At 74.1% G+C, this 18,987-nt stretch carries 17 protein-coding genes; 8 read left to right on the top strand and 9 right to left on the bottom strand.

Translation table 11 applies throughout. The features are described from left to right. Positions 1-5: 5 nt before the first annotated feature. From ACLIN4_RS19350 to ACLIN4_RS19340, 3 genes are read right to left on the bottom strand one after another with little or no spacing between them, the layout of a single operon-like run. Entirely contained in the window at positions 6-1,739 is a 1,734-nt protein-coding gene (locus ACLIN4_RS19350) for an L-aspartate oxidase (protein ID WP_411576050.1), read from the bottom strand. Continuing rightward, positions 1,736-2,743 carry a pantoate--beta-alanine ligase gene (panC, locus tag ACLIN4_RS19345; protein WP_107478978.1) on the bottom strand — a complete coding sequence of 336 codons (1,008 nt, stop codon included), beginning with the start codon at positions 2,741-2,743 and terminating at the stop codon, positions 1,736-1,738. Before panC ends, ACLIN4_RS19350 begins: the two co-directional genes overlap by 4 nt. Beyond that, positions 2,740-3,702 carry a Rossmann-like and DUF2520 domain-containing protein gene (locus ACLIN4_RS19340; RefSeq protein ID WP_100047144.1) on the bottom strand — a complete coding sequence of 321 codons (963 nt, stop codon included), beginning with the start codon at positions 3,700-3,702 and terminating at the stop codon, positions 2,740-2,742. Before ACLIN4_RS19340 ends, panC begins: the two co-directional genes overlap by 4 nt. A gap of 209 nt (positions 3,703-3,911) precedes the next feature. Between ACLIN4_RS19340 and ACLIN4_RS19335 the strand changes: the two genes are divergently transcribed. Then, positions 3,912-5,075 (top strand): threonine aldolase family protein, encoded by a 1,164-nt coding sequence (locus tag ACLIN4_RS19335; RefSeq protein WP_107478980.1) that lies wholly within the window; start codon positions 3,912-3,914, stop codon positions 5,073-5,075. A 49-nt stretch (positions 5,076-5,124) separates the two neighbouring features. Here ACLIN4_RS19335 and ACLIN4_RS19330 read toward each other — a convergent pair whose 3' ends face one another. Then, positions 5,125-5,340, bottom strand: a complete 216-nt coding sequence (locus ACLIN4_RS19330; RefSeq protein ID WP_179350397.1) for a hypothetical protein — start codon at positions 5,338-5,340, stop codon at positions 5,125-5,127. A 159-nt stretch (positions 5,341-5,499) separates the two neighbouring features. Between ACLIN4_RS19330 and ACLIN4_RS19325 the strand changes: the two genes are divergently transcribed. Then, the gene (locus tag ACLIN4_RS19325; RefSeq protein ID WP_381914996.1) at positions 5,500-6,606 is read left to right on the top strand and encodes a DUF5937 family protein; all 1,107 of its coding nucleotides are present in this window, start codon (positions 5,500-5,502) and stop codon (positions 6,604-6,606) included. 40 nt (positions 6,607-6,646) lie between these two features. Here ACLIN4_RS19325 and ACLIN4_RS19320 read toward each other — a convergent pair whose 3' ends face one another. Together ACLIN4_RS19320 and ACLIN4_RS19315 are read right to left on the bottom strand one after the other, a co-directional pair. Then, complete coding sequence (locus ACLIN4_RS19320; RefSeq protein ID WP_100047147.1) at positions 6,647-7,321, bottom strand: response regulator; 675 nt, start codon at positions 7,319-7,321, stop codon at positions 6,647-6,649. A 107-nt stretch (positions 7,322-7,428) separates the two neighbouring features. Then, positions 7,429-8,634, bottom strand: a complete 1,206-nt coding sequence (locus ACLIN4_RS19315) for a sensor histidine kinase (RefSeq protein ID WP_289911886.1) — start codon at positions 8,632-8,634, stop codon at positions 7,429-7,431. A gap of 118 nt (positions 8,635-8,752) precedes the next feature. Here ACLIN4_RS19315 and ACLIN4_RS19310 point away from each other — a divergent pair, with 118 nt between their 5' ends. Next, positions 8,753-9,844, top strand: a complete 1,092-nt coding sequence (locus ACLIN4_RS19310) for an SAM-dependent methyltransferase (protein WP_411576049.1) — start codon at positions 8,753-8,755, stop codon at positions 9,842-9,844. Here the strand turns inward: ACLIN4_RS19310 and ACLIN4_RS19305 are convergent. Continuing rightward, a complete protein-coding gene (locus tag ACLIN4_RS19305) occupies positions 9,809-10,960 on the bottom strand; it encodes an NADH-quinone oxidoreductase subunit D (protein ID WP_107478983.1) in 1,152 nt (383 codons plus the stop codon). The genes ACLIN4_RS19310 and ACLIN4_RS19305 overlap by 36 nt on opposite strands. Before the next feature lie 31 nt (positions 10,961-10,991). Here ACLIN4_RS19305 and ACLIN4_RS19300 point away from each other — a divergent pair, with 31 nt between their 5' ends. Both ACLIN4_RS19300 and ACLIN4_RS19295 read left to right on the top strand, forming a co-directional pair. Next, a complete protein-coding gene (locus ACLIN4_RS19300; RefSeq protein ID WP_043371886.1) occupies positions 10,992-11,513 on the top strand; it encodes a PH domain-containing protein in 522 nt (173 codons plus the stop codon). Between the two features lie 179 nt (positions 11,514-11,692). Further along, on the top strand, positions 11,693-12,967 hold the full coding sequence (locus tag ACLIN4_RS19295; RefSeq protein ID WP_100047163.1) for a PH domain-containing protein: 1,275 nt from the start codon (positions 11,693-11,695) through the stop codon (positions 12,965-12,967). 24 nt (positions 12,968-12,991) lie between these two features. On the opposite strand, the gene ACLIN4_RS19290 is transcribed toward ACLIN4_RS19295, so the two are convergent. Together ACLIN4_RS19290 and ACLIN4_RS19285 are read right to left on the bottom strand one after the other, a co-directional pair. Beyond that, the gene (locus ACLIN4_RS19290) at positions 12,992-14,224 is read right to left on the bottom strand and encodes a hypothetical protein (protein WP_411576048.1); all 1,233 of its coding nucleotides are present in this window, start codon (positions 14,222-14,224) and stop codon (positions 12,992-12,994) included. Positions 14,225-14,352: 128 nt separating this feature from the next. Continuing rightward, positions 14,353-15,477: an alpha/beta hydrolase gene (locus tag ACLIN4_RS19285; protein ID WP_107478985.1), complete on the bottom strand. Its 1,125-nt coding sequence runs from the start codon at positions 15,475-15,477 to the stop codon at positions 14,353-14,355. 170 nt (positions 15,478-15,647) lie between these two features. Here ACLIN4_RS19285 and ACLIN4_RS19280 point away from each other — a divergent pair, with 170 nt between their 5' ends. The 3 genes from ACLIN4_RS19280 (at position 15,648) to ACLIN4_RS19270 (ending at position 18,984) form a co-directional block, all read left to right on the top strand. Continuing rightward, positions 15,648-17,453 carry a phosphatidylglycerol lysyltransferase domain-containing protein gene (locus ACLIN4_RS19280; protein WP_411576047.1) on the top strand — a complete coding sequence of 602 codons (1,806 nt, stop codon included), beginning with the start codon at positions 15,648-15,650 and terminating at the stop codon, positions 17,451-17,453. A gap of 98 nt (positions 17,454-17,551) precedes the next feature. After that, positions 17,552-18,466: a dihydropteroate synthase gene (gene folP, locus ACLIN4_RS19275; RefSeq protein ID WP_289911867.1), complete on the top strand. Its 915-nt coding sequence runs from the start codon at positions 17,552-17,554 to the stop codon at positions 18,464-18,466. Next, on the top strand, positions 18,463-18,984 hold the full coding sequence (locus ACLIN4_RS19270; RefSeq protein WP_100047153.1) for a nuclear transport factor 2 family protein: 522 nt from the start codon (positions 18,463-18,465) through the stop codon (positions 18,982-18,984). Before folP ends, ACLIN4_RS19270 begins: the two co-directional genes overlap by 4 nt. The last annotated feature ends 3 nt before the right edge of the window (positions 18,985-18,987 follow it).

Genomic DNA, 18,987 nt, shown 5'->3' with positions numbered 1-18,987 from the left:
TGCTGTCACTGCTCCTGGGGGCGCTGCGTCGGCTGGGGAGTGGGGGTCGTCGGGGGGAATTCTGGCGTGTCCGTGGTGTGCACGGCGAGGGTGCGGTCCGGGTTCAGGCGTACGACGATGTGGCGGCGCCACGTCGTGTCGTCGCGGTCGGCCCGGTCCTCGCGCCAGTGGCAGCCGCGGGTCTCCTCGCGCCGGGCCGCCGCCGCCACCAGGACGCGGGCCACGCAGAGAAGGTTGGTGGCCTCCCACGTGTCCACGCCCGGTTCGGAGGTCTTGCCGTGCTCGTGCAGGGCTTCGCGGGCCTCGGCGTGCAGGTGGTGGAGCCGGTCCGCCGCGCGGGTGAGCGATTCCGCCGAGCGCAGGACGCCGGCGCCCTCGGTCATGATCCGCTGGATGGTCAGGCGGGACTCGGGCGGGAGGAGGGGGTGCTCGGGCTGTTCGCGGTGCGGGAGGGCGGCCGGTACGCGCGCGTGCAGGGTGCCTTCCGCGTGGGCCGTGGCTATGTCGGCGGCGATGCGCTCCGCGTAGACCAGGCCTTCGAGGAGGGAGTTGGAGGCCAGGCGGTTGGCGCCGTGCACGCCCGTGCAGGCGACCTCGCCGCACGCGTACAGGCCGGGGACCGTGGTGCGGCCCGAGGCGTCGGTGCGGACGCCGCCGGAGGCGTAGTGGGCGGCCGGGGCGACCGGGATCGGCTCGGTGACCGGGTCGATGCCGTGCGCGCGGCAGGCGGCGAGGATCGTGGGGAAGCGGTTCTCCCACATCTCGGCGCCGAAGTGGCGGGCGTCGAGGTACATGTGCTCGGCGGCCTGTTCCTGCATGCGGCGCATGATGCCCTTGGCGACGATGTCCCGGGGGGCGAGTTCCGCGAGTTCGTGCCGGCCCCGCATGAAGCGCACTCCGTCGGCGTCCACCAGGTGTGCGCCCTCGCCGCGCACCGCCTCCGAGACCAGGGGCTGCTGGCCCTCCGCGTCCGGGCCGAGGAAGAGGACCGTGGGGTGGAACTGGACGAACTCCAGGTCGCTGACCTCGGCGCCCGCGCGGAGGGCGAGTGCCACGCCGTCGCCCGTGGAGACGGCGGGGTTCGTCGTGGCCGAGAAGACCTGGCCCATGCCGCCGGTCGCGAGGACCACGGCGGGGGCGTGCACCGCCCCGACGCCGTCGTGCTGGCCCTCGCCCATGACGTGCAGGGTGACGCCTGCGGTGCGGCCGTCGGCGTCCGTGAGGAGGTCGAGGACGAGGGCGTTCTCGACGGTGCGGACACCGCGCGCGCGGACCGCCTCGACCAGCGCGCGGGAGATCTCCGCTCCGGTGGCATCACCGCCGGCGTGGGCGATGCGGCGGCGGTGGTGGCCGCCCTCGCGGGTGAGCGCCAGGCCGCCCTCGGTGGACTCGTCGAAGTGCGCGCCGGTCGCGATGAGGCGGCGTACGGCGTCCGGGCCCTCGGTGACCAGGATGCGGACCGCCTCCTCGTCGCACAGTCCGGCGCCGGCGACCAGGGTGTCGTCCAGGTGCTGCTCGGGGGTGTCGCCCTCCCCCAGGGCCGCGGCGATGCCGCCCTGGGCCCAGCGGGTGGAGCCGTCGTCGAGGCGGGCCTTGGTGACGACGACCGTCCTGAGGCCCGCCGCCTCGCAGCGCAGGGCCGCGGTGAGGCCGGCGACGCCGGAGCCGACGACCACCACGTCCGCGGCGATGGCCCAGCCCGGCGCGGGGGCGTGCAGTCGTATGCCTGTGCTGGTCACGAGGCGGCTCCGAAGGTGAGGGGGACGTTGTCGATCAGCCGGGTCGCGCCGACCCGGGCCGCGACGGCGAGGACGGCGTCGCCGGTGTGGTCGTCGCCGACCTCGGTGAAGTCGGACGGGTCGACCAGGGCGAGGTAGTCCAGCTCCAGCGGCGGGTCGAGGCGGGCGGCGTCGTCGAGCACGAGGCGGGCGGCGGCGCGCACGGCTCCGGGGGTGCCCGGGGTCGCGTGCGAGACGGCGTGGGCGTCGGCCGCCGCGCGGGACTCGCCCAGGGCGCTCAGCGCCTCGGCGCGCGCGTGCGTGGCGGGCACCTCGCGGGCCCGCGCGCGCAGTGCCTCCTGGGCGGCGTGCCGGTCGAGGCCGGCGAACAGCGCCTGGGAGAGGGCGAGGGCGGTGCGGCGCTCCTGGGGCGAGAGGTAGCGGTTGCGGCTGGAGAGGGCCAGGCCGTCGTCCTCGCGCACGGTGGGGACGCCGACGATGTCCACGCCGAAGTTCAGGTCGCGGACCATGCGGCGGATGAGGGCGAGCTGCTGGGCGTCCTTCTGGCCGTAGAGGGCGAGGTCCGGGCGGGTGAGGTGGAGGAGCTTGGCGACGACGGTCAGCATGCCGTCGAAGTGGCCGGGGCGCGAGGCGCCCTCCAGGCGCTCGCCCATGGGGCCGGCGGTGACGCGTACCTGGGGTTCGCCGCCCGGGTAGACCTCGTCGACGGCGGGGGCGAAGACGGCGTCGGCGCCCGCCCGGCCGGCGATCTCCAGGTCGGCGTCCAGGGTGCGCGGGTAGCGGTCGAGGTCCTCGCCGGCGCCGAACTGGAGCGGGTTGACGAAGACGGTGGCGACGACCTCGCCGTCCGGGCCGACGAGGTCGCGCGCCGTGCGGATCAGCGTGGCGTGGCCCTCGTGCAGGGCGCCCATGGTCATCACGACGGCCCGGCGGCCGTGCCTCTCGCGCCCGTGCAGCTCGGCGGCGGTGCGCAGCAGGACGGGCGGCGGGGTGGTGGGCGTCATCGGGCGTCTCCCTCGGTGCCGTCGGTGTCGTCGGGGCCGGGCTTTTCGGACGGGCCCGGCGTCTCGGCGAGCACCCCGAGGAGGTCCTCGGCGAGTTCGGCCTTCAGCAAACCGTGGTCCAGGGCCCGGTCGGCGGTCGCGCGGGCCATCGCCACGTAGCCGGCGACCGCCTGCGGGGCGTGTGCGCGCAGCTCCTCGATGTGCGCGGCGACCGTGCCCGCGTCCCCACGCGCGACGGGACCGGTGAGGGCCGCGTCGCCGGAGCGCAGGGCGTTGTCGAGGGCGGCGCCCAGCAGCGGGCCGAGCATCCGGTCGGGGGCCTCGACGCCGGCCGTGCGCAGCAGCTCCATGGACTGGGCGACCAGGGTGACCAGATGGTTGGCGCCGAGGGCGAGCGCGGCGTGGTACAGCGGGCGCCGCTCCTCGGCGATCCACTCGGGCTCGCCGCCCATCTCGATGACCAGGGCCTCGGCGGCCAGCCGCAGCTCCTCGGGCGCGGTGACGCCGAAGGAGCAGCCGGCCAGGCGCTGGACGTCCACGGGGGTGCCGGTGAAGGTCATCGCCGGGTGCAGGGCGAGCGGCAGGGCGCCCGCGCGCAGGGCGGGGTCCAGGACCCTCGCGCCGTACCGCCCGGAGGTGTGCACGAGCAGCTGGCCCGGCCGCACCGCCCCCGTCTCGGCGAGCCCGGTGACCAGCCCCGGCAGGGCGTCGTCGGGAACGGTCAGGAGGACCAGTTCGGCGCGCTGGAGGACTTCGGCGGGCGCGACGAGCGGCACGTCGGGCAGGAGCGCCGCGGCGCGCCGTCTGGAGGCGTCGGACACCCCGGAGACGGCCACCGGGCGGTGCCCGGCGAGCTGGAGCGACGCGGCCAGCGCGGGGCCCACGCGTCCGGCGCCGACGACGCCTACGGTGAGCCGCGCGGGGCGGTCCTTGGGGTCTGGCTGTGGGGTTGTGTTCACGCGACGGCGGCCTTCCCGTTCCAGTCCGCTCGGGGTACCGGACGATTTCTCGTCATGTTAACGCGATTGGTTCGGGGCACGTCCGGTCGTCCACAGGCTGTGGGTTTCCGCACGGCGGCCGGACACACCCGGCGGCGCGTGCCGGACCGTGGGAAATCCCGGGTGCCCGGCCGTGGACCTACGCGGCACGGCCCCGGCATGATCGCGGCATGAGCGATACGGCAGAGCAGACCGACCCGGCCGAGGAACGGCGACGCCTCCGTCTACGGCGCGTGGCCGCCCACCGCGAGGCGCGGCGCGTGCTGGCGCGCCCGGGTTTCATCACGACCCTGCGGGAGCGCATGGCCCTGCTGGACGACGCCGCCGCGCTGTACGACCTCGACGAGCCCTCCGACATGTACGGCAACGGCATCGTGGCGGCGCTGGAGGAGAGGACCGCCGCCCTGCTCGGCACCGAGGCCGCCGCCTTCTTCCCGACCGGCACCATGGCCCAGCAGGTGGCCCTGCGCTGCTGGGCGGGCCGCACCGGTAACCCGGCCGTCGCGCTGCACGGGCTGAGCCATCCCGAGGTGCACGAGCGCGACGCCTTCAGCCGGGTCGGCGGGCTGCGTCCGGTGCGGCTGACGGACGAGCCCCGGCAGCCGACCGCCGACGAGGTGCGCGGTTTCGAGGAGCCGTTCGGCGCGCTCATGCTGGAACTGCCGCTCAGGGACGCCGGTTTCCTCCTGCCCACCTGGGACGAGCTGACCGAGGTCGTCGAGGCCGCGCGGGAGCGCGACGCGGTCGTCCACTTCGACGGGGCCCGCCTGTGGGAGTGCACCGTCCACTTCGGCCGCCCGCTCACCGAGATCGCCGGCCTGGCGGACAGCGTGTACGTCTCGTTCTACAAGTCCCTCAAGGGCTACGGCGGTGCCGCGCTGGCCGGTCCCCGGACGCTGGTCGAGGAGGCGAAGGCCTGGCGGCACCGGTACGGCGGCCTGCTGTTCCAGCAGTTCCCCACGGCGCTGTCCGCGCTGGCCGGACTGGAGCGCGAGCTGCCCCGGCTGCCCGAGTACGTGGCCCACGCGCGCGTGGTGGCCACCGCGCTGCGCGAGGGCTTCGCGGCGGCCGGGCTCCCGTGGGCTCGGGTGCACCCCGAGGTGCCGCACACCCACGAGTTCCAGGTCTGGCTGCCCTGCGACGCCGACGACGCGGGCGAGGCCGCGCTGCGGCAGGGCGAGGAGACCGGGACGATGCTCTTCTCCCGGCCCTGGGACTCGCGCGGTCCGGGGATCGCCTTCACCGAGGTCGGGGTGGAGTCGGCGGGCCTGGAGTGGACGGCCGCCGACGTGAAGGCGGCGGTCGCCGACTTCGCGGCCAGGCTGAAGGCCTGACCGGCGGCGCCCCGGGCCGGCCCCGCGGGCGGCCCGGGGCCCGGTCTCGTCAGCCCAGGGCGCGCGGCCACAGGGACCACCACCGGCGCAGGGCCCGCCGCACACGGCCGTGCGCGGGGCGGCCGGCGAGCACGGCCCGGAACCGGCGGCGGTCGCGCCACTCGCCCACGACCTGCCGGTCCCGGGTGCCGGGCGCCGGCGGCGCGGGCTCGCCGAGCTGCCGGGCGCGGTAGGTGTCGAGGAGGTACTGCTGCGTGATGCTCATGGCGGATCGCCTTCTCCAGGGGACGTAGGAGTGGGAAGTCGGGCTCCGCGGCTGCCCCGTGGCTCCAGACTGCGCCGCGGGGGAAGCGGCAGTCCCGTCGATTGACGGCGGCGGTCAATCGACGGCGGCGTTGTCAGTGGCGGGGTGCACCATGAGGACATGAGCGTGCGCATCGACATCGCGGGGCTGCGGCCTGAGAGGGTCGCCGTCGTTCCCTCACCCCTGGCCGAGCTGGGCATGGCGCTGCACGCCCTGTCCGAGCCGGGGCACCACCCGGGCCTGCAGGGCTGGGCGACGGGCGTGACCGCGCGGCTCGACTCGCATCTGGCGGACCGGATGTGCGAGGCCGACTTCCTGTGGCGGACGACGTTCTCGGACCTGTTCATGCCCTTCGCCGGTGTGCCGGGCCGCGACACGCTGCCCGGCGCCACCCTCGCCGAGGACCTGGACCTGCTCGACAAGCTGTCCGACGAGCAGTTCGTGGACGCGGCGCTGGAGTTCACCTGCGCGCTGCCGTACAGCACGGGTGGCGTCTCGGCGCTCACCGACCCCGAGGCGCGCCGCCGCGCGCTGGACCTGGCCGCCGCGCGGGGGCCGCAGCAGCTGCGCTTCAGCGAGCGGCTGCTGGCCGACCCGCCGCGCATCCGCGGCTGGCTGCGGCAGTTCGCGCAGGACTGCGACGAGGCGTTCTTCGCGGAGGCCTGGTCACGGCTGCGCCACCAACTCGCGGCCGACGCCCGCCACAAGACGGACCTGCTGCGCCACAAGGGCCTCGCCGAGGCGCTGGCCGCCGTGTCCCCGGCCGTCTCGCTGGACGAGGGCGCCGCGCGGATCACGGTCGACAAGCTGGGCGACGGCCGCTCGGCGACCGGGGACGGCGGCCTCCTGCTCGTCCCGACCAGCCTGGGCTGGCCGCACCTGATGGTCCTGCACCGGCACGACTGGCAGCCGGTGCTGCACTACCCGGTCGGTTCCCCCGAGCTGGCCTCGCCGCCGTCGGTCGAGCAGCTGACCCTGCGGATGACCGCGCTGTCCCACCCGGTCAGGATGCGGATCTGCCGCCACCTGGCCCGCAGCGCGTACACCACGAGCGAGCTGGCGCAGGCGCACGGGATGACGGCGCCCGAGATATCCCGGCACCTGGGGGTGCTGAAGAAGGCAGGACTGATCACCACCCGCCGTCGCGGCCGGTACGTGCTGCACCAGCTGGACGTGACGGTGGTGGCCCGGCTGGGCAGCGACTTCCTGGAGGGCATACTCCGCTGATCGTGGGCCGATCGGAGCACGCCCGGCCCCGCCGGCCCCCTCAGCCCTGCCCGCCGCCCGCCCGCACGAGCCCCGTCTCGTAGGCGAGGACCACCACCTGCACCCGGTCGCGCAGGCCCAGCTTGGTCAGGATGCGGCCCACGTGGGTCTTCACCGTCGCCTCCGACAGCACCAGCCGGGCCGCGATCTCCCCGTTGGACAGTCCCTGCGCCACCAGCACCATCACCTCGCGCTCCCGCTCGGTGAGCCGCTGGAGCTCCTTGTGCCGGGGCTCCTGTCCGGTGGCCGGCAGCATCGGCGCGAAACGGTCCAGGAGCCGGCGGGTGGTCGAGGGGGCGACCACCGCGTCCCCGCTGTGCACGGACCGGATCGCCGCGAGCAGCTCACCGGGGGGCACGTCCTTCAGCATGAAGCCGGAGGCACCCGCCTTCAGCGCCGAGAAGGCGTACTCGTCGAGGTCGAAGGTGGTCAGGATCAGCACCTTCGGCGCCTCGGGATCCACGCAGATCCGGCTGGTGGTCTCGACGCCGTCGAGCTTGGGCATGCGGACGTCCATCAGGACGACGTCCACGGAGGTCGAGCGCAGCACCTGGAGGGCCTCGACGCCGTCGCCCGCCTCCGCGACGACCTCCATGTCCGGCTGGGCGGCGAGCACCATCCGGAACCCGGTGCGCAGCAGCACCTGGTCGTCGACGAGCATTACGCGGATCGTCATCGAGGCCTCTTCCTCACAGGTCTTACGGGTCTTACAGGTCTTACGGGTCTTACGGGTCTTACGGGTCTTACAGGTGTCAACGCGGTACGCGCGTACGTGCGCGGTCGTCAGTGTGCGGGCTTCAGCGGCAGCAGCGCACTGATCCGGAATCCTCCGCCCGGCCGCGGTCCCGCGTCCAGGGTGCCGCCGACCATGCCGACCCGTTCCCGCATGCCGATCATGCCGTGCCCCTGGCCGTCGAAGCCGCCCTCCTCGTACAGCTCGTGCGGGGCGCCCTTGCCGTCGTCCTCGATGAGCAGCCCGAGGCCGTCGTCGAAGTAGACCAGCCGCACGCTCGCGCCCGCGTTGGGGCCGCCGTGCTTGCGGGTGTTGGTCAGCGCCTCCTGCACGATGCGGTACGCGGTGAGCTCGACGCCGCTGGGCAGCTCGCGCGGGGTGCCCTCGACCTTGAAGTCGACGGGCAGCCCGGAGCTGCGGCACTGCTCGACGAGGTCCTCGATCTGCTGGACGTCGGGCTGCGGGACGTACTCGCCGGCCTCCTGGTGCTCGCCGGTGCGCAGCACGCCGAGCAGGCGTCGCATCTCGGCGAGGGCCTGGCGGCCGGTGGAGGAGATGGTCTCCAGGGCCTTCTTCGCCTGGTCGGGGGCGGCGTCCAGGACGTAGGCGGCACCGTCGGCCTGGACCACCATCACGGAGACGTTGTGCGCGACGACGTCGTGCAGCTCGCGCGCGATCCGGGCGCGTTCGGCGGCGACCGCGACCTTGGACTGCGCCTCGCGCTCCTTCTCCAGCCGGGCGGCCCGCTCCTCCAGCTGCGCGAAGTAGGCGCGGCGGGTGCGGACGGAGTCGCCGAGCACCCAGGCGAGGGCGAAGGGCACCGTCTGGAACACCGTTATGGCGATGTTGGCGCCTATGCCCAGGCCGTCGTCGGCCCAGCGCAGCTGGGCGAGGGGCGCCGCGCACAGGCCCACGGCCAGCGCGGTGCGCGAGGCCCAGCGGGCTCCGGTCGCGGCGACGGTGTAGATGATCACCAGGAAGGCGAAGTCGGCCGGGAGCGTGGAGACGTCCAGCACCAGCTGCCCCGCGCCGAGGGCGAGGGCCAGCACCAGCATCTTCTCCGGCATCCGCTGTCGCAGCGCGATCACGCAGCACAGCGGGACGGTGAAGCCGAAGAGCAGCGCCGTGGTGTCCGTGCCCTCGCCCCGGGGCTGCGGGGCCGTCAGGGACACCAGGGAAATACCGAACAGGACGAGGGCCCAGAAACAGTCGACCCCGGTCGGGTGTCTGCGGATGAAGTCGTAGAGGCGCTGCACGTAACCCAGCGTAGGGAAGTGCGATAGGTGCAGGGGTCAACCGGAGGGCCGATCCGCAGCCTCCGCGCATACTCCGCAAGGTGGAGGCTCCGTTCGCCTGTGCCCCTAGCCTGGGTCTGTGACAGCAGGGGCGAGCAGGGCCACAGGGGCCTCGGGAACTCATGAGAACCAGCGGGGCTGGCGGGGCTGGCGGGAAGCGGCACAGGACGCCCTCTACGGACCGGCTGGTTTCTACCGCACCGCGCCGGAGGGACCGGCCGGGCATTTCCGGACGTCCGTGCACGCGTCACCGCTGTTCGCCGGAGCGGTGGCGCGGCTGCTGTGCCGGGTCGACGAGGCGCTCGGGAGGCCCGCGTCGCTGGACTTCGTGGACATGGCGGCCGGCCGCGGGGAGCTGGTCACGGGGGTGCTGGCCGCGCTGCCCGCCGACGTGGCCGCCCGCACGCGCGCGTACGCCGTCGAGATCGCCGACCGCCCGGGCGGGCTGGACCACCGGATCGAGTGGTCGGCCGAGCCGCCGCGCGGGACGACCGGGCTGCTCTTCGCCAACGAGTGGCTGGACAACGTGCCGGTGGACGTGGCCGAGGTGGACGGCTCGGGGCTGGTCCGGCGGGTGCTCGTCCGGGACGACGGGACCGAGCGGCTCGGGGAGCCGGTGGCCGGGGCGGAGGCCGAGTGGCTGGCCCGGTGGTGGCCGCTGACCGGCGAGGAGGGGCTGCGGGCGGAGATCGGGCTCCCCCGGGACGTCGCCTGGGCCCGCGCCGTCGCGGCGCTGGACGCCGGTCTCGCCGTGGCCGCCGACTACGCGCACACCGTCGGCACCCGCCCGCCGTTCGGGACGCTCACGGGCTTCCGGGAGGGCCGGGAGACGCCGCCGGTGCCGGACGGGTCGTGCGACATCACCGCGCACGTGGCGCTGGACGCGTGCGCGGCCGCCGGGAAGCGCGCTCCGGGGCGCACGCTCCCCGACGCGCTGTCGCGCCCCCAGCGGGAGGTCCTGCGGGCCCTCGGCATCACAGGCGCACGCCCCCCTCTCGCGCTGGCCTCCAGCGACCCGACGGCGTACGTACGCGCCCTGGCGAGCGCCTCCGAGGCCGCCGAGCTGACCACGGCGGGCGGCCTCGGCGACTTCCGATGGCTGCTCCAGCCGGTCGGGTCCCTCGACGCCGAGGCCCTACTTGTCGATGTCCCCGACGACGAAGAAGAGTGACCCGAGGATCGCCACCATGTCCGCGACCAGCGTCCCGGGCAGCAGCTCGGTGAGCGCCTGGATGTTGTTGTACGAGGCCGAGCGCAGCTTCAACCGGTACGGGGTCTTCTCGCCCTTGCTGACGAGGTAGTAGCCGTTGATGCCGAGCGGGTTCTCGGTCCAGGCGTACGTGTGGCCCTCGGGCGCCTTGAGCACCTTCGGGAGCCGCTGGTTGACCGGCCCGGGCGCCAGCTCGGCCAGGCGGTCCAGGCAGGCGTCGGCGAGGTCGAGGGCGTTGTGCGTCTGCTCCAGGAGGCACTCGAAACGGGCGAGGCAGTCGCCGTCGGCGCGGGTGACGACCTTCAGGGTGTCCTGGAGTTCGCCGTAGGCCAGGTACGGCTCGTCGCGCCGGAGGTCGAAGTCGACGCCGGAGGCGCGGGCGATCGGCCCGCTGACTCCGTAGGCGTGCACGGCCTCGGGGCTCAGGGCGCCCACCCCGCGCGTACGCCCCCGGAAGATCTCGTTGCCGAGCACCAGGTCGTCGAAGACGTCCATGCGGGAGCGCACGGCGGCGACGGCACCGCGCGCGCGTGCGGTCCAGCCGGCCGGCAGGTCCTCCTTGAGGCCGCCGACGCGGTTGAACATGTAGTGCATGCGCCCGCCGGAGACCTCCTCCATGACGTTCTGGAGGACCTCGCGCTCGCGGAAGGCGTAGAAGACCGGGGTGATGCCGCCCAGCTCCAGGGGGTACGACCCGAGGAACATCAGGTGGTTGAGCACCCGGTTCAGCTCGGCGAGGAGCGTGCGCGTCCACACCGCGCGCGTGGGGACCTCCATGCCGAGCATGCGCTCCACGGCGAGGACCACGCCGAGCTCGTTGGAGAACGCGGACAGCCAGTCGTGACGGTTGGCGAGCACGATGATCTGACGGTAGTCACGGGCCTCGAACAGCTTCTCCGCGCCGCGGTGCATGTAGCCGATCACGGGCTCCGCGCGGACGATGCGTTCGCCGTCCAGGACGAGCCGCAGCCGCAGCACGCCGTGCGTGGACGGGTGCTGGGGCCCGATGTTGAGCACCATGTCGGTGCTCTCCGCGGCGCCGCCGATGCCGACCATGGTCTCCGTCGTGGGAGTCATGCTCACAGTCTCCCCTACGTACGCTGGCTCCATGGAGACGGGGAGCCCTGACGACACGGGCGCGGCGGGGACGGCGAAGGCCACGCGGGACGATCCGGTGTGGACCGGCCTGCCACCGGGACTGCTGCGCATGCGACGCCTGCTGCTGGTGGTGTGGCTGGGGTTGCTCACCCTTGCCGCCGGCCTGCTGCCCGGCCTGTTCCTGGGGCCGGCGTGGGCGGTTCTCGCGCTGCTGCCGCTGGGCCTGGCGGTGTGGGGCTGGGCGATGCTGGAGCGCAACTGGCGATCCTGGCGGTACGCCGAGCGCGCCGACGACCTGCTGATCAGCCGGGGCGTGCTGTGGCGGGAGGAGACCGTCGTGCCGTACGGGCGCATGCAGTTGGTCGAGGTGACCTCCGGGCCGGTCGAGCGGCACTTCGGCCTGGCCAGCGTCCAGCTGCACACGGCCGCCGCCGCGACCGACGCGACCATCCCGGGCCTCGACCCGGCCGAGGCGGAACGTCTGCGCGACCGGCTCACCGAGCTGGGCGAGGCCCGATCGGCGGGGCTGTGACCACGCCGGGGGAGGGAGAGACGGCCAGGGACTCCGCGGCGGCCAGGAACTCCGCGGCGGCCGGGGAGGACCCGGCGGCACCCGGGAAGGAAGAAGCCGGCACCAGCCCCCCGGCCCCCGGACAGGAGGCACCGAGCAAGGGCCCAGCGGCCCCCGACGGCGGGCTCACCGAGCGCCGGCTGCACCCCGTCACGCCCCTGCGGCGGGCCTGGGCGCCGGTGGCCGTGCTGGTCGGCTGGGCCGTGCACGACCCTGACCAGGCGCAGCGCCAACTGACCCGGCTGACCACGACCCACCTGCTGCTCGGCCTCGCCGTACTGATCCCGGCCGCCGCCCTGTACGGCTTCCTGACCTGGTGGTTCACCCACTACGCGGTGACCGACACGGAGCTGCGCATCCGCACCGGTCTGTTGTTCCGCCGCACCGCCCACATCCGGCTCGAACGCGTCCAGGCCATCGACGTCACCCAGCCCCTGCTCGCCCGCGTCGCGGGGGTCGCCAAACTCAAACTCGACGTCATAGGCACCGGCAAGAAGGACGAACTGGCCTTCCTGGGCAACGACGAGGCCCGCGCACTGCGCGCCGAACTGCTCGCCCGCGCGGCCGGACTGGCACCCGAGACCGCGCACGAGGTCGGCGAGGCACCCTCCCGGCAACTGCTGCGCGTGCCGCCGCGCGTGCTCGCCGTCGCCCTGCTGCTGACCGGCGCCACCTGGGGCACCCTGATCGCCGCCGCCCTCGTACCCACACTCCTGTGGCTCGCCACCCACAACCTGTGGACGGTGCTGGCGACCGCCCTGCCGCTGCTGGGCGCCGCGGGTGCGAGCAGCGCGGGCCGGTTCGTCGGGGAGTACGACTGGACGGTGGCGGAGTCCCCGGACGGCCTCCGCCTCGACCACGGGCTGCTGGACCGCGCGCACGAGACGGTGCCGCCGGGCCGGGTGCAGACCGTGCGGATCGTGGAGCCGCTGCTGTGGCGGCGGCGGGGCTGGGTGCGGGTGGAGCTGGACGTGGCCGGGTCGTCGAACTCCGTACTGCTGCCGGTCGCCCCGCGCGAGATCGCGGAGTCGGTCGTGACGCGCGTGCTCCCCGGGGTGACCGTGCCGGCGGGACCGGCGCTGTCGCGCCCGCCGCGCCGGGCCGCGCGCTGCCGGCCGCTGTGGTGGCGGGGCTACGGGCTCGCCGTCACCGACACGGTCTTCGCCGCCCGGTACGGGCTGCTGCGCCGCAGCCTGGCCCTGGTGCCGCACGCGAAGGTGCAGAGCGTGCGCCGCACCCAGGGGCCGTGGCAGCGGGCGCTGCGGCTGGCCGACGTACGGGTGGACACGGGGGCGAACAAGACGGTCACCGCGCGTCTGCGCGACGCCGACGAGGCGGCCACGCTGCTGCGGGCCCAGGCGGAACGCTCCCGGACCGGCCGCCGGGACGCGCTGCCGGACCGGTGGATGGCCTGACGTCCCGCGTCCCTCCGTGCCCGTTCAGGACACGGCGCTGCGCAGCCCCTGCACGTCGATCTGCTCGGTCTCGTCGTGGGCCGTCAGGTCGATGACCTGGCCCACGCCCCGGGACTCCTCGCCCGCCTGCTTGAAGGCCGCCTCCTCCTCCGCCTTGTGCAGGGCGAGGGCCTCCTGGCCGACCACGTCGGCCAGGTCCTCGTTCTGGACGGTCTCCAGGGCTCGGGGCGACGACGCGGCGTCCTGGTCGTTCTTGGTGCCGAAGAAGTCGAAGCCGCCCTCGACGGCGGGGCGCCGGGCCGGGGCCGACGGTACGACGGCCACCGCGGCCGGCACCGTGAAGTGACCGGTGGCCTGCCCGGTGGGCTGGGTGGGCTGCGCGGGCCGCTCGTCGGGACGTGCGGTCGGGGAGGCGGCGGCGGTGCGCTCGTGCCCGTCGGCCGCCTCGGGCTGCCCCTGCCCCTGCGCCTCGTCCTCCCGCGCGGTGCCGTCGTTCCGCGCGGTGCCGTCGTCCTGCGCGGTGCCGTCGTCCTGCGGGGTCTCGTCGACCGCCGCGCGCTCGCCTCCGCCGTTCCCGTCGCCCCCGCCATCGCCACCGTCGCCGTCACCGGAGCCACGGCCGTCGGCGGACACGCCCCCGGAGAAGCGGGCCAGTGCGGCGTTCGCCCGCAGGAACAGCCGGGAGCCCTCGGGCGAGAAGACGGCGGGCACGTCCTCGGCGGGCGCGTCGGCCGCCGCTTCCTCGACCGGTGTCTCCTCCGCCGGAGCCGGCCGGGCGGCCGGCAGCGCGGGCGCCTGCGGCACGGCCTCTATCTCCAGCAGCCGACGGCCCTCCAGCGCGCTGGCCCGCTCGGTCTCGGCGGTGGCGTAACGCCGCAGCAGGGAGGCGTGCTCGTTGCGCAGCCCCGCCAGTTCGGTGCGCTTGGCCCGCAGTCGCTGCTCCAGCTTCTGGCGCAGCTCGCGCGACTCCTCCAGGTCGGACTCCAGTTCGGCGACCCGCTCCTCGTAGCGCCACTCGTCGCTCGCACGCGCGCGCGTGAGGTCGGCGACGCGCTTGCCCGCCTGCGCGTCCCAGTGCCGCATGACGACCGCACCGACCACGGCCGTCACCGCGGCGGCCGCGGCCAGTGAGCGCAGGATCATCGCTTCGCTGAACACCCAGGGGCCGAGGGCGCAGACGACGGAGACGCCTGCGATCGCCGACGGAGGAAGCAGCCTGTGCAGGGGCGGGGAATGGCGGTGACGTCCACGTGGCATGGCCAGAAACTTACCGCGCGTAGGCGATTCTTCGCGCCCCGCCCCGCAAAAACTCAGCCGTCTCCCAGCTGTTCACACGCCACCGGGATTCCACAAGGCCACCGGGGGCCGAATTAGTTCAAGATCATTTATGACCGCTCGCCGATCCGGCCGCTGAGCCACTGAAGCGTCGCGGGAATCTCACGCCGCCAGGTATTGAAGTTGTGCCCGCCGCTTTCCAGGATGATCGAGGAGATCCGCGTCGGCTTCCGTTCCTTGACCAGATCAATGAACTTCAGCGTGTCCCTGTAGTTCGTCTCACCGGACCTGCTGCTGCTGACGAGCAGTGAAGTCTGCGGAGCCGGAAGGTTCTTGACGCTCCACCACAGGCTGGCCCGGTTCCTCAGCCCCTTGTCGCCCTGGAAGAGATCACCCGTGGTGGGGTCGCTGGGCGCGTCGTAGTAGGCGGAGAGCCCGGCCCCCGCCCCGAACACCTCGGGATGATGCACGGCGAGCTTCAGGGCGCAGTAGCCACCGGTCGAATTGCCGACGACGCCCCAACTCCCCCGCCCTTTGTCCACCCGGTAGTGGGCGCTCACGGCCTCGGGCAGGTCCTTGGCGAAGAACGACTCCGTCTGCGGCCCGCCCGGCACGTCCACGCACTCGGTGTCGCGCGGGGGCGCCACGGTGGGCCGCAGCATCACCAGGATCATCGGCCGCATCCGCCCCGCCTCGGCCAGGTCGAACGCCGTACGGGGATAGCGGAGTTTGTCCACCAGCGCCGAGGCGGTCCCCGGATATCCCGTCAGGACGACAGCGGCGGGAAACGTACGCGCACGGTGCCGCGCCTGAAAGTACTCGGGCGGCAGATAGACGTACGCGGGCGACGCGATCCGCGTCGTACGGCCCACGACCCGTATCTCCTGCACCCGCCCGGCGGCCTCCGGCCGTCCTCCGCCCGCCGGCGTCGCCCGCCGTTCGCCGACGACGCTCAGCGGCCCGCCCCCGCCGGCGGAGTGGTCGACGACCACCCCCTGGCCGTCCTCCCGGCCGAACAGGTCGGCCCAGCTCCCGTAGAACCCGAACGCCTGGTTGGCGGCCAGTCCCACCGCCGCGAACACCGCCACCTGGGTGGCCAGCAACAGCCCCACCCGCCCGAGGACGGCCCGCACGCTCCGCCGGCCCAGCCGTGGCCACCACCACACCGTGCCGACGAACAGCAGCACGCCGGAAACCACCGCCAGCGCGAGCACCTTGTCGCTCGTGAGACCCATGCGTTGCTACCTGCCTGCGCTTTCCGTGGGGCTTTCCGACAGGCGGAGTGAACCTCTCCACCCGAGGCATCGTCCTAGAGGGCGCAATGTCGCCGGATGCCCGAAACGGGCCCGGATCCACGATCTCTCGCAGAACCACAGGTGCGATGTCTGTCAGGACAGATGAGGAAATGTCGGGTGGGGTTCCGGCCGAGCCCACCGGCCTACGACGAGTACTGCGCGGCCCCCGCCCGGAGAACGTCCCCGTCCTCGTCGGCCGTGCCTGCGCACTCGTGGGGCTGCTGGACATCGCCGCCGGCGTCTTCCCGCGCTTCCGGCACAGCCGCATGCACGCCCTCGCCGAGGTCCTCCCCGGTTCCTTCGGCCCCTTCGCCGCGGCCCTCTCCCTCAGCGCCGGCGTCCTGCTCCTCCTGCTCGCGCACGGTCTCAGGCGCCGCAAGCGCAGGGCCTGGCGGGCGGCGGTGGCGCTGCTCCCGCTCGGCGCCGTCGCGCAGTTCACGTACCGCCACTCCCTCCTCGGCGTACTGATCTCCCTCGCGCTGCTCGCGCCCCTCCTGCGCCACCGCGACCAGTTCGCGGCGCTCCCCGACCCGCGCAGCCGCTGGCGGGCACTGGCCAACTTCGTCCTCATGTCAGCCGGTTCCCTGGTGCTCGGACTGATCGTCGTCAACGCCCACCCGCACCGCATGATCGGCGACCCGAGCCTGGCCGACCGCATCACCCACGTCCTGTACGGCCTGTTCGGCGTCGAGGGACCGGTCGACTACCGGGGCCACACCTCCTGGACGGTCGCCTTCTCCCTCGGCGCGCTCGGCCTGCTGACCGCCGTCACCACCATCTACCTGGCCCTGCGCCCCGAACACCCCGCGGCCCGCCTCACCGAGGACGACGAGACCCGCCTGCGCGCCCTCCTCGCCCGGCACGGCGGACGCGACTCCCTCGGCCACTTCGCGCTGCGCCGCGACAAGGCCGTCGTCTTCTCCCCCAGCGGCAAGGCCGCCGTCACCTACCGCGTCGTCTCCGGCGTGATGCTGGCCAGCGGCGACCCGATCGGCGACGTGGAGGCCTGGCCGGGCGCGATCGAACGCTTCATGGACGAGGCCCGCGCCCACTCCTGGACGCCCGCCGTCATGGGCTGCTCCGAGACCGGCGGCGAGGTGTGGACCCGGGAGACCGGCCTCGACGCCCTCGAACTGGGAGACGAGGCGGTGGTGGACGTGGCGGATTTCTCCCTCGCCGGCCGCGCGATGCGCAACGTGCGCCAGATGGTCAAGCGCATCGAGCGCGCCGGTTACGAGACCCGCGTACGGCGCGTGGCTGACCTCTCCGACGCCGAACTGGACCGCGTCCGCCGCGCCGCCGGCGCCTGGCGCGGCACGGACACCGAGCGCGGCTTCTCCATGGCCCTGGGCCGCGTCGGCGACCCCTCCGACGGCGACTGCCTGATAGCGACCGCGCACAAGCAGGACGCCGAGCCCGGCGAGTACGGCGACCTCAAGGCGGTCCTCCACTTCGTCCCGTGGGGCGCCGACGGCGTCTCCCTGGACCTCATGCGCCGCGACCGCGCGGCCGACCCCGGCATGAACGAGCTCCTGATCGTGGCAGCGCTCCAGGCCGCCCCGAGGCTGGGCATCGCCCGCGTCTCCCTGAACTTCGCCATGTTCCGCGCGGCGCTCGCCCGCGGCGAGAAGATCGGCGCGGGGCCCGTGCTGCGGGCCTGGCGCGGACTGCTGGTGTTCCTCTCCCGCTGGTTCCAGATCGAGTCCCTGTACAAGTTCAACGCCAAGTTCCGCCCCCGCTGGGAACCCCGCTTCGTCGTCTACCGCGCCTCGGCGGACCTCCCCCGCATCGGCTTCGCCGCGATGCAGGCCGAGGGCTTCGTCACCCTCGCACTCCCCCGGTTCCTGCGCCGCGGGGCGCCCGCGCGGCGGCCGTGCCCGCACGGGGTGACGGAACGAGGCGCGCGGGCGGCGTGACGCGGCACGGCGGGCGACGCCACGGGCGCCCGCCGGCGCCCCGCCCCGCCACCGGAGGCAGCGGCGAACACCACCCCCACTGGGCCTACGCTGAACACATGAGCAAGCAGACCGCCCGCCGCCACCTCGCGGGACTGACCGCATGGGACCGCTGCGCGGTCATGGGAGTCGTCAACGTGACCCCCGACTCCTTCTCCGACGGCGGCCGCTTCTTCGACACCACGGCCGCCATCAAGCACGGCCTCGACCTGGTGGCCGAAGGCGCCGACCTGGTGGACGTCGGCGGCGAGTCCACCCGCCCCGGCGCGACCCGCGTCGACGAGGACGAGGAGCTGCGCCGTGTCGTCCCGGTCGTGCGCGGACTGGCCTCCGAGGGCGTCACCGTCTCCGTCGACACCATGCGCGCCTCCGTCGCCGAACAGGCCCTCGCCGCCGGCGCCGCCCTGGTCAACGACGTCAGCGGCGGCCTCGCCGACCCCCGCATGATCCCCGTCGTCGCCGACGCCGGCGCCCCCTTCGTCGTCATGCACTGGCGCGGCCTCCTGGAGGGCGGCAACGTCAGGGGCACCTACACCGACGTCGTCACCGAGGTCGTCGACGAGCTGCACGCGCGCGTGGAGGCCGTCCTGGCGGGCGGCGTCTCCCCCGAGCGCATCGTCGTCGACCCCGGCCTCGGTTTCTCCAAGGACGCCGAGCACGACCTCGTCCTCCTCGCCCACCTCGACCGCCTCCACGCCCTCGGACACCCCCTCCTCGTCGCCGCCTCCCGCAAGCGCTTCCTCGGGCGGGTCCTGGCCGGCCCCGACGCCACCCCGCCCCCCGCGCGGGAGCGCGACGCGGCCACCGCCGCCGTCTCCGCCCTGGCCGCGCACGCCGGCGCGTGGGCCGTACGCGTGCACGAGGTCCGCGCCACCGCCGACGCCGTACGCGTGGCCCGCGCCGTCGAAGGCGCGCGCCCCCCGCACGAGAACCCGGGCGGTACGGACGGCACGGCCCCGGAAGGAGCCCGGTGAACGCCCCGCACATCGACGTCGAACAGGTCGAGGCGGCCAACACCGCCTTCTACGAGGCACTGGAGCAGGGCGACTTCGAGAAGGTCTCCGAGTTCTGGCTCACCCCGTCCGACCTGGGCATCGACGAGTCGTACCACGATCCGGCCGACGCCGGCGTGGTCTCCTGCGTGCACCCCGGCTGGCCGGTCCTCACCGGCCGCGGCGAGGTCCTGCGCTCCTACGCCCTGATCATGGCGAACACCGACTACATCCAGTTCTTCCTCACCGACGTGCACGTCTCCGTGACCGGCGACACCGCCCTGGTGACCTGCACGGAGAACATCCTCAGCGGTGGCCCCGCCCCCGAGGGCGACGACGAGCTCGGTCCGCTCGTCGGCCAGCTCGTGGTCGCCAGCAACACCTACCGGCGCACGCCCGCCGGCTGGAAGCTCTGGTCGCACCACGCCTCCCCGGTACTCACCGAGACCGGGGACGACGACGAGGACCCCGAGGTCACACCCCCTGACCGGTCCGGGTGACCC

Origin of the sequence: Streptomyces mutabilis (genome assembly GCF_046628145.1) — a bacterium.
In the GTDB taxonomy this organism is placed as follows: Bacteria; Actinomycetota; Actinomycetes; order Streptomycetales; family Streptomycetaceae; genus Streptomyces; species Streptomyces mutabilis.
The sequence above is the reverse complement of the archived record's forward strand: the minus strand, read 5'-3'. Positions and strand labels throughout refer to the sequence as shown.

Bases quoted from the DNA above. Each gene is read 5' to 3' on its own strand.
- ACLIN4_RS19290 (WP_411576048.1), bottom strand. From the start codon at position 14,224: ATGCCACGTGGACGTCACCGCCATTCCCCGCCCCTGCACAGGCTGCTT.
- ACLIN4_RS19325 (WP_381914996.1), top strand. From the start codon at position 5,500: ATGAGCGTGCGCATCGACATCGCGGGGCTGCGGCCTGAGAGGGTCGCC.
- ACLIN4_RS19280 (WP_411576047.1), top strand. From the start codon at position 15,648: ATGTCGGGTGGGGTTCCGGCCGAGCCCACCGGCCTACGACGAGTACTG.
- ACLIN4_RS19320 (WP_100047147.1), bottom strand. From the start codon at position 7,321: ATGACGATCCGCGTAATGCTCGTCGACGACCAGGTGCTGCTGCGCACC.
- ACLIN4_RS19300 (WP_043371886.1), top strand. From the start codon at position 10,992: ATGGAGACGGGGAGCCCTGACGACACGGGCGCGGCGGGGACGGCGAAG.
- ACLIN4_RS19285 (WP_107478985.1), bottom strand. From the start codon at position 15,477: ATGGGTCTCACGAGCGACAAGGTGCTCGCGCTGGCGGTGGTTTCCGGC.
- ACLIN4_RS19305 (WP_107478983.1), bottom strand. From the start codon at position 10,960: ATGACTCCCACGACGGAGACCATGGTCGGCATCGGCGGCGCCGCGGAG.
- folP (WP_289911867.1), top strand. From the start codon at position 17,552: ATGAGCAAGCAGACCGCCCGCCGCCACCTCGCGGGACTGACCGCATGG.
- ACLIN4_RS19335 (WP_107478980.1), top strand. From the start codon at position 3,912: ATGAGCGATACGGCAGAGCAGACCGACCCGGCCGAGGAACGGCGACGC.
- ACLIN4_RS19330 (WP_179350397.1), bottom strand. From the start codon at position 5,340: ATGAGCATCACGCAGCAGTACCTCCTCGACACCTACCGCGCCCGGCAG.
- panC (WP_107478978.1), bottom strand. From the start codon at position 2,743: ATGACGCCCACCACCCCGCCGCCCGTCCTGCTGCGCACCGCCGCCGAG.